17 protein-coding genes are annotated in these 13,296 nt (G+C 68.6%); 5 read left to right on the plus strand and 12 right to left on the minus strand.

Annotation, left to right across the window (positions count from 1 at the left end; translation table 11 throughout):
- Positions 1–8 precede the first annotated feature (8 nt).
- The 3 genes from grxD to ABN401_RS12975 all read left to right on the plus strand — a co-directional run bounded on the left by grxD (position 9) and on the right by ABN401_RS12975 (position 2,080).
- The gene (gene grxD / locus ABN401_RS12965; RefSeq protein ID WP_349685278.1) at positions 9–362 is read left to right on the plus strand and encodes a Grx4 family monothiol glutaredoxin; all 354 of its coding nucleotides are present in this window, start codon (positions 9–11) and stop codon (positions 360–362) included.
- Positions 363–367: 5 nt separating this feature from the next.
- Positions 368–793, plus strand: coding sequence for an acyl-CoA thioesterase (locus ABN401_RS12970; RefSeq protein WP_349685279.1), 426 nt, complete (start codon positions 368–370; stop codon positions 791–793).
- Between the two features lie 219 nt (positions 794–1,012).
- Entirely contained in the window at positions 1,013–2,080 is a 1,068-nt protein-coding gene (locus ABN401_RS12975) for a sensor histidine kinase (protein ID WP_349685280.1), read from the plus strand.
- On the opposite strand, the gene ABN401_RS12980 is transcribed toward ABN401_RS12975, so the two are convergent.
- From ABN401_RS12980 to ABN401_RS13005, 6 genes are all read right to left on the minus strand, one after another.
- Positions 2,077–2,460: a hypothetical protein gene (locus ABN401_RS12980; RefSeq protein ID WP_349685281.1), complete on the minus strand. Its 384-nt coding sequence runs from the start codon at positions 2,458–2,460 to the stop codon at positions 2,077–2,079. The two genes, ABN401_RS12975 and ABN401_RS12980, sit on opposite strands and share 4 nt — an antisense overlap.
- A gap of 177 nt (positions 2,461–2,637) precedes the next feature.
- A complete protein-coding gene (rpsD, locus tag ABN401_RS12985) occupies positions 2,638–3,255 on the minus strand; it encodes a 30S ribosomal protein S4 (RefSeq protein WP_349685282.1) in 618 nt (205 codons plus the stop codon).
- 168 nt (positions 3,256–3,423) lie between these two features.
- Positions 3,424–4,365: an MBL fold metallo-hydrolase gene (locus ABN401_RS12990; protein ID WP_349685283.1), complete on the minus strand. Its 942-nt coding sequence runs from the start codon at positions 4,363–4,365 to the stop codon at positions 3,424–3,426.
- A 121-nt stretch (positions 4,366–4,486) separates the two neighbouring features.
- Positions 4,487–5,101 (minus strand): superoxide dismutase, encoded by a 615-nt coding sequence (locus ABN401_RS12995; RefSeq protein ID WP_349685284.1) that lies wholly within the window; start codon positions 5,099–5,101, stop codon positions 4,487–4,489.
- 77 nt (positions 5,102–5,178) lie between these two features.
- On the minus strand, positions 5,179–5,562 hold the full coding sequence (locus tag ABN401_RS13000; RefSeq protein ID WP_349685285.1) for a VOC family protein: 384 nt from the start codon (positions 5,560–5,562) through the stop codon (positions 5,179–5,181).
- Positions 5,563–5,622: 60 nt separating this feature from the next.
- The gene (locus ABN401_RS13005; protein ID WP_349685286.1) at positions 5,623–6,729 is read right to left on the minus strand and encodes an S-(hydroxymethyl)glutathione dehydrogenase/class III alcohol dehydrogenase; all 1,107 of its coding nucleotides are present in this window, start codon (positions 6,727–6,729) and stop codon (positions 5,623–5,625) included.
- Between the two features lie 61 nt (positions 6,730–6,790).
- Here ABN401_RS13005 and ABN401_RS13010 point away from each other — a divergent pair, with 61 nt between their 5' ends.
- On the plus strand, positions 6,791–7,501 hold the full coding sequence (locus ABN401_RS13010; RefSeq protein WP_349685287.1) for an NAD-dependent deacylase: 711 nt from the start codon (positions 6,791–6,793) through the stop codon (positions 7,499–7,501).
- Between the two features lie 66 nt (positions 7,502–7,567).
- Here ABN401_RS13010 and ABN401_RS16420 read toward each other — a convergent pair whose 3' ends face one another.
- From ABN401_RS16420 to ABN401_RS13030, 5 genes are read right to left on the minus strand one after another with little or no spacing between them, the layout of a single operon-like run.
- Entirely contained in the window at positions 7,568–7,681 is a 114-nt protein-coding gene (locus ABN401_RS16420) for a GIY-YIG nuclease family protein (protein WP_490424186.1), read from the minus strand.
- 15 nt (positions 7,682–7,696) lie between these two features.
- Positions 7,697–7,864, minus strand: coding sequence for a GIY-YIG nuclease family protein (locus ABN401_RS13015; protein ID WP_349685288.1), 168 nt, complete (start codon positions 7,862–7,864; stop codon positions 7,697–7,699).
- Positions 7,865–7,867: 3 nt separating this feature from the next.
- Complete coding sequence (locus ABN401_RS13020) at positions 7,868–8,683, minus strand: RNA methyltransferase (protein WP_349685289.1); 816 nt, start codon at positions 8,681–8,683, stop codon at positions 7,868–7,870.
- Positions 8,684–8,688: 5 nt separating this feature from the next.
- Positions 8,689–9,723, minus strand: coding sequence for a phospholipase C/P1 nuclease family protein (locus ABN401_RS13025; protein ID WP_349685290.1), 1,035 nt, complete (start codon positions 9,721–9,723; stop codon positions 8,689–8,691).
- A gap of 31 nt (positions 9,724–9,754) precedes the next feature.
- Positions 9,755–10,429 (minus strand): nitroreductase family protein, encoded by a 675-nt coding sequence (locus ABN401_RS13030; protein WP_349685291.1) that lies wholly within the window; start codon positions 10,427–10,429, stop codon positions 9,755–9,757.
- A gap of 97 nt (positions 10,430–10,526) precedes the next feature.
- On the opposite strand from ABN401_RS13030, the gene ABN401_RS13035 reads away from it, so the two are divergent.
- A complete protein-coding gene (locus ABN401_RS13035) occupies positions 10,527–11,831 on the plus strand; it encodes an FAD/NAD(P)-binding protein (protein ID WP_349685292.1) in 1,305 nt (434 codons plus the stop codon).
- Here ABN401_RS13035 and glmM read toward each other — a convergent pair.
- Complete coding sequence (gene glmM / locus ABN401_RS13040; RefSeq protein ID WP_349685293.1) at positions 11,828–13,177, minus strand: phosphoglucosamine mutase; 1,350 nt, start codon at positions 13,175–13,177, stop codon at positions 11,828–11,830. The genes ABN401_RS13035 and glmM overlap by 4 nt on opposite strands.
- Positions 13,178–13,296 lie beyond the last annotated feature (119 nt).

Consider the following 13,296-nt stretch of genomic DNA (forward strand, 5'->3'; position numbering starts at 1 on the left):
CGTCTCCCGTGACCGACACCGCCACCTCCGCCGATCCCATCCATGCCTTCATCGCCCAGGCGGTGGCCGACCATCCGGTGGTGCTGTTCATGAAGGGCACGCCGGACGCGCCGCGCTGCGGCTTCTCCTCGCTGGCGGTGCAGATCCTGGATCATGTCGGGGTCGAGTTCGTCGGCGTCGACGTGCTTCAGGACGACGGATTGCGCGACGGCATCAAGGCCTTCACCGACTGGCCGACCATCCCCCAGCTCTACATCAAGGGCGAGTTCGTCGGCGGATCGGACATCGTGCGCGAGATGTTCCAGGCCGGAGAGCTCCAGGCCCTGTTGACTGAAAAGGGCGTCCCGACCGGCCAGGGCTGATCGCCATGGCCCGCAAGACGCTGGAGCCGCGCCCGGATCGCGAGGTCTTCGCGATGCCGCTGACGATCCGGCCCGAGCACATCGACGACAACGGCCACGTCAACAACGTCGTCTATGTCGGCTGGCTGCAGGACGCAGGCACCGCCCACTGGAACGCCCGCTTCGACGCCGAGACCCGGACGAAGTGGTCGTGGGTCGCCCTGCGCCACGAGATCGACTACCTGCGCGCCCTGATGCCGGATTCGACCGTCGTCGCCCGCACCTGGGTCGGCGACCCCCAAGGTCCCCGCTTCGCCCGCTATGTCCGCATCGAGGACGGCGAAGGCCGGCTGTGCGCGCAAGGGGTGTCGGAGTGGTGCCTGGTCGAGGCGACGACGATGCGACCCACCCGCATCCCCGCCGACATGCTGGCGACCTTCGAGCGAAGGTAATCGTCAGAAGCGGCCGTCCGTCTGCTTAAGCGTTGCCATAACCGGGCCGGAAAATCTCGGCCGACGACAGTTTAGGGGTTGCGCGTAGTGCGCCCTGCCGCAAAAGGTTCCAGCACGCTTTCATTCGGCCCCCTAAAGTCGGCCGCTGATCTTTTCCGCACATCTCGGCCGGGTATGGCTTTCGCTTCGCGAGTCTCCGGATCACCTGAAGGGTCAGCCATGGCTGCCCACCCGCCACTGCATCCCGATGGTCCGCTGAGCCTGGCTCTGGCTGTCATCGAAGGCTCCGCCGCCCCGCTTTTGCTGCTGGACGAGTCGATGAGGGTCGTGGGGGCCAGCAGCTCTTTTTGCCGAGCGTTCGACGTGGATCCTGACAGGATCGTGGGCCGGTTCCTGGGCGAGATCGGCACCGGAGAGTGGAATCGCCCCCAGTTGAGAGCTCTGCTCGAAGCCACGGCGGGGGGGAACGCCGACATCGACGCCTATGAGATGGACCTCAAGGGTCCGCGCCAGGGCATGCGCAAGCTGGTCATCAAGGCCCAACGCCTGGTGCTGGCGTCCGACCAGCCGGTCCGCCTTCTGGTGACAGTCGTGGACGTCACCGACCGGCGCGCCGATGACAAGCTGCGCGACGACCTGTTGCGCGAGAAGGGCATCCTTTTGCAGGAGCTTCAGCACCGCGTCGCCAACAGCCTGCAGATCATCGCCAGCGTCATCCTGCAGAGCGCGCGCAAGGCCCAATCCGACGAGACGCGCCTGCATCTGAGGGATGCCCACAGCCGGGTCATGTCGGTCGCCGCCCTGCAACAGCAACTGGCTGCGTCCCGTCTGGGCGAGGTCGAACTGGCCCCCTATTTCACGCAGCTTTGCAAGAGCATCGCCGCCTCGATGATCCACGACCCGACGCGGCTGACGCTTAGGGTCGAGGCGGACGACAGCGCCACCGCCGCCGACGTCTCGGTCAGCCTGGGGTTGATCGTGACCGAACTGGTGATCAACGCGCTCAAGCACGCCTTTCCCGGGGGACGCTCCGGCACGATCATCGTCTGCTATGAGGCCCACGGGCCCAACTGGACCCTGTCGGTCCGTGACGACGGCGTGGGCATGCCCAAGGACGCCGTCAGCGCCGCCCCCGGCCTGGGCACCAGCATCGTCGAGGCTCTGTCGCGCCAGCTGCATGCCCGCATCCAGGTCGAGAGCCAGCACCCGGGCACCCTGGTCTCGGTCATCCACAGCCAGCTGGTTGCGGTCGAGAACCCGGCGCTCGGCGCCAGCGATCCAGCCTAGATCGAGGGCGGCAGCTGATAGGGGTTGTTGACCTGGACGCGCGATCCGGGGGGCAGGCCCAATTCCTCGAACGACCAGATGATTTCGACACCGTCGGCCATGGGCCGGTCGCAGGTGTCCTCGTCGATGCGACGCAGGGTGATGGTCGAGCCGTCGCCGGCGCGATCGATGATCGGCGTCAGGTCGTCCTTGTCCGTGCAGCCGTTCGAGCTGACCCAGAAGACCGCCAGATCGCGGGTGATGGCGGCCGCGTGGATGGGCTCCAGCTGGCCCGGCATGGCGGCGGTGCGCACGGTCGCGTCGCCGCGCGGGAACAGGGCGCAGGCGGATGTCGCCAGGGCGGCGGCGACGATCAGGGAGAGGGCGCGGATGGAAGCCATGCCGCCGATCCTTCTGAGAACAGCCACGGACCGATAGTCCCCCAATTCGGCGACGGGCGCATCTGATATTCTGTTAATGTCGCAGGCTGAAACGAAAGGGCCCCGGATCGCTCCGGGGCCCTTGCTTGTGGCGCTACCGCTCGCGGCGCGGCCGCTCGCTGCTTGAGCGCAGACTGATCAGGACGAGTAGTATTCCACGACCAGGTTCGGCTCCATCTTCACCGGATAGGGCACGTCGGCCAGTTCCGGTACGCGGACGTAGCGAACCGAGAAGCCGCGGTCTCCCAGTTCCAGATAGTCGGGAACGTCGCGTTCCGACGACTGCTGGGCCTCGAGCACCAGCGCCATGGCGCGGGACTTCTCCTTGACTTCGATGACCTGGCCCGGCTTGACCCGGTAGGAGCCGATGTCGACCTTCTTGCCGTCGACGGTGACGTGGCCGTGGCTGACGAACTGGCGGGCGGCCCAGACCGTCGGGACGAACTTGGCGCGATAGACGATGGCGTCCAGGCGCGACTCCAGCAGGCCGATCAGGTTCTCGGAGCTGTTGCCCTTGCGGCGCGTGGCTTCGTCATAGATCGACGAGAACTGCTTTTCGGTGATGTTGCCGTAGTAGCCCTTCAGCTTCTGCTTGGCCTTCAGCTGCAGGCCGAAGTCCGAGACTTTCGACTTGCGGCGCTGGCCGTGCTGGCCGGGGCCGTAGCTGCGCTTGTTGACGGGGGACTTGGAGCGACCCCACAGGTTTTCACCCATGGCGCGGTCGATCTTGTACTTGGCGCTGTGGCGCTTGGACATTCGGTTCTCTTCAACTTGATGCGGCCCGGTCCCTCCCCAGATGGAGAGACGATCTCAACGGCGGTCCACGCATCGTCCGTAGTAGATTTCACGCGACGGACAGGGCCCGGCGCGGGAAAGCGGGCCTTATGACGGCCCGCCCCCCTCAGGTCAAGTCGCCGGGGTTGATCAGGACGCCGGCGTTTCCGGCACCCAGACGAAGGTGTCCTCGCGCCGCTGGATGCGACCCACGCCCGGATAGGGGAAGTGGACGGCATAGATCAGCAGGTTCTCGGACGCCGCGCGGCTGAGCAGCGCCTGGCGGCTGGCCTCGGCCGTGGCCTCGTCACCGTCGAAGGCGATGGTCCAGGTCGGCTGCTGCACGGAGATCACCGAGTGGTGCATGGCGTCGCCGATATAGACCAGACGTTCGTCGCCCGACGAAAGCTCATAGCCGGTGTGACCGGGCGTATGGCCGTCGATGGCATAGGCCTTGATCGCCGGGGTGATCTGCGCGCCGGGCTCGAAGGTCTCGACCTTGGGCGTGATCGCGGTGACCAGGGCGGCCAGCGGGGCGTCGGCCTGGATCGCGGTCCATTCCGCGGCCGTCATGCGGATTGTGGCGTTGGGGAAGGTCAGGGCCCCGGCTCCGTCGACCAGGCCCGCGACGTGGTCGCCGTGGCCGTGCGAGATCAGGATGTCGGTGATCTGACCGGGCTGGACGTCGGCGGCGGCGAGCGACGCGACCAGCTTGCCGGCGTTGGCACCCATGCTGGCCCCACCGCCCGCGTCGATCAGCACCAGTCGTTGGCCGTCACGCACCAGCAGGGGCTGAATCGACAGGTCCAGGGTGTCTCCGGGCAGGCCCGCGGACGTCAGCAGGGCGGAGACCTCTTCGGGCGTCTGGCCCACCGCCAGGACCGTGTTGTCGTTGGGCAGGCCGGTCAGTCCGCCGTCGCGCAGGGCGACCAGTTCCAGACTGCCGACGCGGAAACGCTGGACGTCGGGGCTCGTGGGGGCGGCCTCGGCCGTTGCCGGCTCGGGGGTCTCGGCGGGCTGGGAACAACCGGCGGCAGCGATCAGGCCGGAGAGCAGCACGCCCGCGGCGGCCAGTTTAAGGTGGGACGACATCGATGAACCTCGGCTTCGAAGCGGAATGGCGAAGCTGAGATAGGCGCGTCTTTCGCCGGCGCCAGTGGGCGGGTCGCAAAGGTTTCGCGACGACCCGCCCCGGCGGTTCAGAGGGTGCCGATCAGGCCGTGGCGGCGGCGAACAGTTCGTTCGCCTTGTTCCAGTTCACCACCTCCCAGAAGGCCTTCAGATAGTCGGCCCGGCGGTTCTGATACTTCAGGTAATAGGCGTGCTCCCAGACATCGGCCCCCAGAACGATCGCGCCCTGCTCGTCGGCGACGTCCATCAAGGGGTTGTCCTGGTTCGGCGTCGAGGTGACCTTCAGCTTACCGTCCTGGACGATCAGCCAGGCCCAGCCCGAGCCGAACTGGCCGGCCCCGGCGGCGTTGAACGCCTCCTTGAATTTGTCCAGCCCGCCCAGGTCGCGGTCGATCGCGGCCGACAGCTCAGCCGAGGGCTCCCCGCCCTGCCCCGCCGGGGCCAGCAGTTCCCAGAACAGGGCGTGGTTCCAGTGACCGCCACCGTTATTGCGCACGGCCTTGGGCGCGGAGGAGACCCCTGCGAACAACTCTTCCAGCGACTTGCCCTGCAGACTCGCGTCCGCGTCCACCGCCTTGTTCAGATTGTCGACATAGGCCTGATGGTGCTTGTCGTGGTGGAAGGTCATCGTCTCCTTGTCGATGGCCGGTTCCAGCGCGTCATGGGCATAGGGCAGGGGCGGCAGGGTGAAGGCCATGGGGAGGGTTCCTTGTGGTCGTTGAATCCGTAACGCGCATGTAGGCGTCCCGGCCCCGGAAGGAACCCCCTGCGACCTCAGCCCGGCCGGTGCATGGCGCAGACCTTGTTGCCCGAGGGATCGCGCAGATAGGCCAGGATCAGCGTTCCGAACGGCCCGTTGCGCTCGCCGGGCGGGTCCTCGATCGCCGTGCCGCCCGCGGCCACCCCGGCGTCGTGAAAGGCCTGGACCATCTCGGGCGTCTTCGCGTGAAAACCGATGGTGCCGCCGTTGGCGTGACAGGCCGGGTCGCCGTCGATCGGCGCGCCGACTGCGAAGGCCCCCATCTTGGTGCGCCACCAGAACCGGCCCTTGGCGTCCGGACCCGCTGCGGCATCGATGCACAGCGCGCCCAGCGCGGCGTCATAGAACCGGCGCGAGGCCTCGATGTCGTTGGCACCGACGGTGACGTGGGTGAACATGGTGATCTCCTCCCTGTTGTATGGCGACGCTAGCCGAGTCCGTTTTTCAATGCAACGGACCTAGAACACCACCACGCTGCGGATGCTCTCGCCGGCGTGCATCAGGTCGAAGGCCTCGTTGATGCGCTCCAGCGGCAGGGTGTGGGTGATCATGGGATCGATCTCGATCTTGCCGTCCATGTACCAGTCGACGATGCGCGGGGTGTCGGTACGCCCGCGCGCGCCGCCGAAGGCCGATCCGCGCCACACCCGGCCGGTGACCAGCTGGAACGGCCGCGTCGAAATCTCCTTGCCCGCCTCGGCCACGCCGATGACGATGCTCTCGCCCCAGCCCCGGTGGCAGGCCTCCAGCGCCTGGCGCATGACGGTGGTGTTGCCGGTGCAGTCGAAGGTGTAGTCAGCCCCGCCCCCGGTCAGTTCGACCAGGTGGGCGACGACGTCGGACACGTTCTTCGGGTTCACGAAGTGGGTCATGCCGAAGCGGCGACCCCATTCCTCCTTGGTGTCGTTGATGTCCACGCCGACGATCATGTCGGCCCCCACCATCTTCAGCCCCTGGATGACGTTCAGCCCGATGCCGCCCAGCCCGAAGACCACACAGTTCGCGCCCGGCTCGACCTTGGCGGTGTTGACCACCGCGCCGACACCCGTCGTCACGCCGCAGCCGACGTAGCAGGCGCTCTCGAACGGCGCGTCCTTGCGGATCTTGGCCACCGCGATCTCGGGCAGCACGGTGTAGTTCGAGAAGGTCGAACAGCCCATGTAGTGGGCGATGGCCTGACCCTTGTAGCTGAAGCGCGACGTGCCGTCGGGCATCAACCCCTTGCCCTGGGTCGTGCGAATGGCGGTGCAAAGATTGGTCTTTCGGCTGAGGCACGACTTACACTGGCGGCATTCCGGCGTGTAAAGCGGGATCACATGGTCGCCGACCGCGACGCTCGTAACCCCCGGCCCCACCTCGACCACCACGCCCGCGCCCTCGTGACCCAGGATGCTCGGGAAGATGCCCTCCGAATCCAGACCGTCCAGGGTGTAGGCGTCCGTGTGGCAGATGCCGGTCGCCTTGATCTCGACCAGCACCTCGCCGGCGCGTGGCCCTTCGAGGTCGACCTCGACGATCTCGAGCGGGTGTTTGGCCTCGAAGGCGACGGCGGCGCGGGTTTTCATGGATGGGTCTCCTGCAGGCGTTGGCCCTTCCTAGACGAAGCTGGGGGCGCCATGAAACGCCATGCGTCATCGTAACCTCGTCATCCTGACCGGCGCGGGCATCTCGGCCGAATCCGGGGTGCCGACCTTCCGGGCCGACGACGGGCTGTGGCTGGGGCACCGGGTCGAGGACGTGGCGACGCCCGAGGCCTTCGCGCGCGATCCGGCGCTGGTTCAGGACTTCTACAACACGCGCCGCCGCCAATTGGCCGAGGTCCAGCCGAACGCCGCGCACCGCGCCATCGCCGACTTCGCCGCGCGCTGGTCTGGCCGGATCACCCTGGTGACCCAAAACGTCGACGACCTGCACGACCGCGCCCATGCAGAGACACCGCCCGCCCCGGGGTTCGAGCTGATCCACATGCACGGCGAGCTGTTGAAGGCGGTCTGCACGGCGACCGGCCACGTCTGCGACTGGACCGAAGACCTCGACGCCTTCCACGACAGTCCGTTCAGCCCCGACGGCTGGCTGCGCCCGCACATCGTCTGGTTCGGCGAGTTTCCACTGCATATGGACCGGATCGAGCGGGCGCTGTCGGCCTGCGACCTGTTCGTCTCCATCGGCACCTCGGGCGCTGTCTACCCGGCGGCGGGCTTGGTGCGTCAGGCTCGGATGGCCGGAGCGCGGACGGTGGAGATCAATCTGGAGCCCAGCCTGGGCGCGTCCCTGTTCGACGAGGGCGTCTACGGCCCGGCGACGCAGACGGTGTCTGCGTTTCTCGACACCCTTTAACCGTCATTCCGGGGCCGCGAAGCGGTACCCGGAACCCAGGGTGTTTCCTCGGGCGCACCCTCAGTCCTACCAATGCCGAGCCAGATCGTTCCACGACTCATTCTCGGCCTCGATCAGGGCGATCTTCCACGACCTGCGCCATTTCTTGATCTGCTTTTCTCGGACGATCGCTTCGATCATCGAGCCGTGCTGCTCTTACCAAACCAACGTCTTGCAGCCGAGTTCCTCCGCGAACCCCTTCGTCAACCCGGTCTTGTGCTGCCAGACCCGGGTGACGAGGGCGCTCGTGACGCCCGTGTAGATCGTGCCGTTCCGCCGACTGGCCATCATGTAGACGGCGATCACAGCGTCGGCGGCCACCATGACTCAGTCCTCGCCGGCCTGGGTTCCGGGTTCGGCTACGCCGCCCCGGAATGACGGACGATTTTGCGCCGCAAGCTTCTCAAGCCGCCGTCCCCGCCCCTTCGACAGGGCGTGGATCACGCCGCGGAAGGTCGCCACCTCCTGTTCGGAGAAGGCGGCGCGGCCCAGCATGACGCGCAGGTTCTGCATCATCGAGGGCTTCTTCTCCGGCGGATAGAAGAAACCGCCCTCCTCCAGCTCGATCTCCAGATGGCCCATCATCCCTTCGATCAGCGCCCCCATGGCAGGCGGATCGCCCTCACGGAAGCTCGGCGGTGGGGCGTCCAGGATCAGGGTGCGCCACTCATAGGCGTTGATCGCCACTGCCTGGGCCAGGTTGAGCGAATGATGGCGGGGGTCGATGGGGATCGTGACGATGCCCTGGCACAGAGCGATGTCGGTGGTCTCCAGCCCGGCCCGTTCCCCGCCGAACAGCAGGCCAACCGACAGGCCCGATCCCGCGTCGTCGAACAGGACCCGCGCCCCCTCGCGCGGGGTGCGAACCGGCTGACGCGTCTCCCTCGGACGGGCGGTGGTGGCGAAGACCGTGTTCAGGTCGGCGACGGCGTCGGCCACGCTGTCGAACACCGCGATCCCGTCCAGCACCCAGTCGGCCCCGGACGCCGCCGCCCACGCCCGGTCCTGGGGCCAGCCGTCGCGCGGGCTGACCAGCCTCAGCCGGTCCAGACCGAAGTTCGCCATGACCCGCGCCACCGCGCCTATATTGTCGGCCAGCTGCGGCTTGTCGAGGATGACGACGGGGGCGTTGGCGTCGACCAAACCGATCAGTCCTCGCCCACCATCGCGCCCCAGGGATCGGCCGTTCCGGCCTCGACTTCGGCGACCCGCACGGCCGGCCAGCCGATGGACTGGGTGCCCGCGTCGCGCCACGCCAGGGTGATCAGGTCGCGCAGCTCGGCTGCGCCGGCGGACAGCCGGACCGTGACGAACTCGGCCCCGCGCGGGTCGGCGTCGACGAAACCGCCCGCCTTTTCCAGGCGGTAGAAGGGAATGACCTGGCCCAGACCCGCCGTCAGATAGGCCGCCACGCGTGGGCGCATCTCGAACCCGTCGAGGGCCGGAGCGGGCATGGCGGCCTCCACCAAATCCAGCCGCGCCGTGCGGCGGGTGAAGGCCCCCTCGAACGCGCCGTGCGTCTGGCGCGACGTGGTGAAGCCCTCGGGGTTGGGCGTGTTCCGGTCCCAGCCGTTGTAGTGGATCGACAGATGATGCGGCTGCGACCCGTCACCGATGTAGTGCGACAAATATCCGATATCCCTCAGGATCAGCGCCTCGCGACGCAGCCGGTCCTCGCGGTACCAGGCGCGTTTGGCCGGATCGGTCTCGCGCGCCTCGGCCGCGTTCAGCACGCGCCAGGTGGCGAAGTCGCGCGCCAGCTGCTGGAAGCCGTCCATGATCGCATAGGGCAGGTATCCAGCGTCGTTGACCTTGATGTCCGCCGCCAGCAGCAGCGCATCGTACTCGCTCTTCAGTTCCGGCAGTTCCGCCAGCGTCGGCCCGGCGGCGGTCATCACCCGGCCGTCGTCCGTCAGATCGACGAAGTGCGCCGTGTCGCGCTCGCGGTCATGCGGCTGGCCCGCGCCCTTGGTGCGGTCGGGCTCGCGCGAAAGCTCGCCGACCTCGGCGACCGCGCCGGGCTCGCGCAGGAAAGCCGGCAGTTCGTCCGTCAGGGCCCGCATGGCCGCGACGCCGATCAGCCGGTGCCCGGTCGCGCCCCAGGCGTCGGCGGGCGTCGATGATCCAAAGGCGGCGGCACCGGCCAGGGCGATGACGGACGCGGCGAGGGCGAGGCGTTTCATGGCGAAAACTCCGGCGAACAGGCCTCGCGGGTTAAATCCAGGCCGCCACCGCGTCCAGCGGCTTCTTGTCCAGAGCGGCGACGGGCACGGTCGCGTCCGCCGCCGGATGACCCGCGACCAAAAGCAGGAAGGGCTTCTCCCCCTCCGGTCGTCCGCAGATCTCGCTGAGGAAACTCATCGGTGCCGGAGTGTGCGTCAGCGTCGCCAGCCCCGCCTGATGCAGGGCCGCGATCAGGAAGCCCGTGGCGATGCCGACGCTCTCGGGGACATAGTAGTTCTTCTTGGCGTCCCCCGGCCGGGGGCCCCCGCGCTTCTGGCCGAAGACGGCGATCAGGACGGGCGCGACCTCCAGAAAGCTCTTGTCCGGATCGGTGCCCAGGGGGGCCAGGGCGTCCAGCCACTCCTGCGGGGCCTTGGTGGCATAGAACTCCCGCTCCTCGGCCTCGGCGGCCTCGCGGATGCGGCGGCGGGCCCCGGCGCTCTCGATCACGGCGAAGAACCAGGGCTGGTGATTGGCGCCGGACGGCGCGCCGGCGGCCGTCAGGATGGCCGCCTCGACGATCCGGCGATCGACGGGGCGGTCTGCATAGTCCCGCACCGTTCGGCGCGTCGCCATCGCGGCGCGGAACGCCTCGGCCCGCGCCAGCCGCTCGGCCTCGGGCAGGTCGGGATAGCCGGTCAGGGAGGTCGCAGGGTGGTCGCGCATGACGAAATCCCTAGCTTGGCGGGACAGCGGAAACCAGTCCACCCGCGTTTGACCCCGCCCGCGACGCGGTCCAGAAGCGCCCGGCGAAGGGGGGCGAATGTCCGGACAGGCTGAAGGCATCGCCATCGTCGGCGGCGGGTTCTCCGGAGCCATGCTGGCGGCGCGGCTGGCCGAGCGGGGCGTGACCTCGACGATCGTGAACCGCACGGCGGACTTCGGCCTGGGCGTCGCCTATTCCACCCCCTTCGACGGCCATCTGCTGAATGTGCGCTCGTCACGGATGAGCGCCCTGGCGGACCGGCCCGCGCATTTCGTCGATTGGCTGAAGGCCCACCACCCTGACTCCGCCGACCCCGACCGCTTCGCACCGCGCCGCGTCTTCGGCCTCTATGTCCAGGATCGTCTGAGGACAGTGGAAACAGCCCATCCCGGCACGATCCGCCGCGTCGTCGCAGAGGTCGCGCAGATCGCGGCTGACGGCGTGCAGCTGGCCGACGGCAGCGTCATCGCGGCGCGGGCGGTCGTGCTGGCGACCGGCAACCCGGCCCCGCGCACCGCCGAGGCCGGTGCCTCACCCCGCGTCATCGCCGACCCCTGGGCCACCGGGGCGCTGGACCGGATCGGAGCCGACGACGACGTCCTGATCGTCGGCACCGGCCTGACCATGGTGGACATGCTGCTGATGCTGGACGGGCGCGGCTGGACCGGACGGGCCACCGCCCTGTCGCGGCGCGGCTTGATGCCCCGGGTCCACGGCGAACGTCCCGATCCCCCCCGCCAACCGACCGAGACCCTACTGTCGGGTCCGCTTTCGCTGCGCCTGAACGAAGCCCGCCGCCTGTCGCGGGGCGGCGGCTGGCGCGAGGTCATGGAGGGTCTCCGCCCCATCACGGCCGAGCTGTGGATGCAAGCCGACCTGGCGACCCGCCGCAGGATCGTGCGCCACCTGCGCCCCTTCTGGGACGTGCATCGGCACCGGCTGGCGACGACGATCGGTGTCACGATGGATCGACTGACCGCCGAGAGCCGGCTGACGATCGTCACCGGCCGCGTCCGCGCGATCACCGCCGACGATCGCGGCGTGCGCCTGGACTGGCGGGCCCGACGCGGCGAGGCCCCGCCTCTGACGGCGCCGTGGCTGATCGACTGCACCGGCCCCGGCCACGCCGCCGACGCCGACCCCCTGACCGCGCCCCTGATCCATAGCGGGCGCGCGCGGCTCGATCCGCTGCGCCTCGGCCTCGACCTCGACCCCCTCGGCCGCGTCCTGGACCGCGAGGGCCGCCCCGCCTCGACCCTGTTCGTCCTCGGCCCCCCCGCCCGCGCCGCCTTCTGGGAGACCATCGCGGTGCCGGACATCCGCAAGCGGATCGAGGACGTGGCCGGTGCCCTGAGGGCCTAACCCGCCGCCTTCACCGCCGCCGACACATCGGCGACCACCCGCTTCACCAGCGCGCCGTCGTCGCCCTCGGCCATGACGCGGATCAGCTTCTCGGTGCCCGACGGGCGGACCAGCAGACGCCCCTGCCCGTTCAGCGCCGCCTCGCCGTCCCTGATCGCGGCCTTGACCCTGGCGTCGTCCAGAGGTTTGCCGCCATTGAACCGCACGTTCTGGAGCAGCTGGGGCACGGGCTCGAACTGGCGCGCCAGCTCGCTCATCGGCCGACCACTCTCGACCAGTACGGCCAGCACCTGCAGGGCCGCCATCAGGCCGTCGCCGGTCGTGGCGTGGTCGTGCAGGATCAGGTGGCCGGACTGTTCGCCACCCAGGTTGAAGCCGCCCTCGCGCATCCGCTCCATGACGTAGCGGTCGCCGACCCGGGTCCGCTCCAGGCTCAGGCCCTCGGCCAGCAGGGCGCGCTCCAGACCCAGATTGGACATGACCGTGGCGACCACGCCCTGGCCCTTCAGCACGCCGCGATGGGCCCAGTCGCGCGCGATCAGCGCCATGATCTGGTCGCCGTCAACGACCTGACCCTTCTCGTCGCAGATGATCAGCCGGTCCGCGTCGCCATCGAGGGCGATGCCGATGTCGGCGCGCTTGTCCCGGACCGCCTGTATGACCGAGGCCGGATGGGTCGAGCCGCAATCGGCGTTGATGTTGGTCCCGTTCGGCGAGACCCCGACCGCGCAGACCTCGGCCCCCAGTTCGTACAGCGTCGTGGGGGCGACCTTGTAGCCGGCCCCGTTGGCGCAATCGATGGCGATCCGCAGGCCCGCCAGCGACAGATGGCGGGGAAAGGCGGCCTTGGCGATCTCGATATAGCGGGGCGGGGCGTCGTCGATCCGCTTGACCCGGCCGAGGGCGCTGGACGCCGCCAGGCCCTGGTCCAGGCCCTCGTCCATCATCGATTCGATCTTCAGCTCGATCTCGTCGGACAGCTTGTATCCGTCCGGGCCGAACAGCTTGATGCCGTTGTCGGCGTAGTCGTTGTGCGAGGCCGAGATCATGACGCCCAGATCCGCGCGCATGGACCGGGTCATCATGGCGACGCCCGGCGTCGGGATCGGGCCAAAGGTCAGCACGTCCATCCCGACCGAGGAAAAGCCGGCCACCAGGGCCGGTTCGATCATGTAGCCGCTGAGGCGGGTGTCCTTGCCGATCACCACCAGGTGCCGTCGGTCGTCGCCCGACATGAACAGCCGCCCCGCCGCCAGCCCGACCCGCAGCGCCACCTCGGCCGTCATGGGGCTGACGTTGGCGCGGCCCCGGATCCCGTCCGTACCGAAGTATTTGCGCTCGCCCATGGCCGACCCCTCCGCCGCAATCATCCGAAACGCCAATTTAGGTGATGACGTGTAAAGGCCGTCCTAGACGACACTGCGAAGGCCGTCACCTTCACGCGCTCGGCGCGCGCGACGGGCCG

The sequence above is a fragment of the Brevundimonas aurifodinae genome, assembly GCF_040195595.1.
GTDB lineage: Bacteria > Pseudomonadota > Alphaproteobacteria > Caulobacterales > Caulobacteraceae > Brevundimonas > Brevundimonas aurifodinae.